Here is a 259-nt window from a genome sequence, read left to right as displayed (position 1 = left end):
ATACAGAGGAATATTCACTGTTTGCTTTTAACAATAGTTCATATTCGCCTTTTTCTATGATGCAATTTTCTGACTCATTACCTAAAAAAACTTGCTCATTTTCAACTTGCTTCCATTTTCCCTCTTTGACATATTGAACTAGTTTCTTAATTTTATCTGGTATTCTCTTTCCAAGCAGGGGAAAACTTAGCTTTAACTCTAGTGATGCAATATCTTCAAGTCTGTTTACTAACTCCAGTTTTTTTACATTTACCTCATC

The 259-nt window shown here is 32.0% G+C and carries 1 protein-coding gene; it reads right to left on the bottom strand.

From position 1 onward, the window contains the following. The coding region (locus tag BA053_RS06490; protein WP_156518248.1) for a DUF5915 domain-containing protein at positions 1-259 on the bottom strand (259 nt) is incomplete at both ends.

It is taken from the genome of Wolbachia endosymbiont of Nomada ferruginata, assembly GCF_001675785.1.
GTDB lineage: Bacteria > Pseudomonadota > Alphaproteobacteria > Rickettsiales > Anaplasmataceae > Wolbachia > Wolbachia pipientis.
The sequence above is the reverse complement of the archived record's forward strand: the minus strand, read 5'-3'. Positions and strand labels throughout refer to the sequence as shown.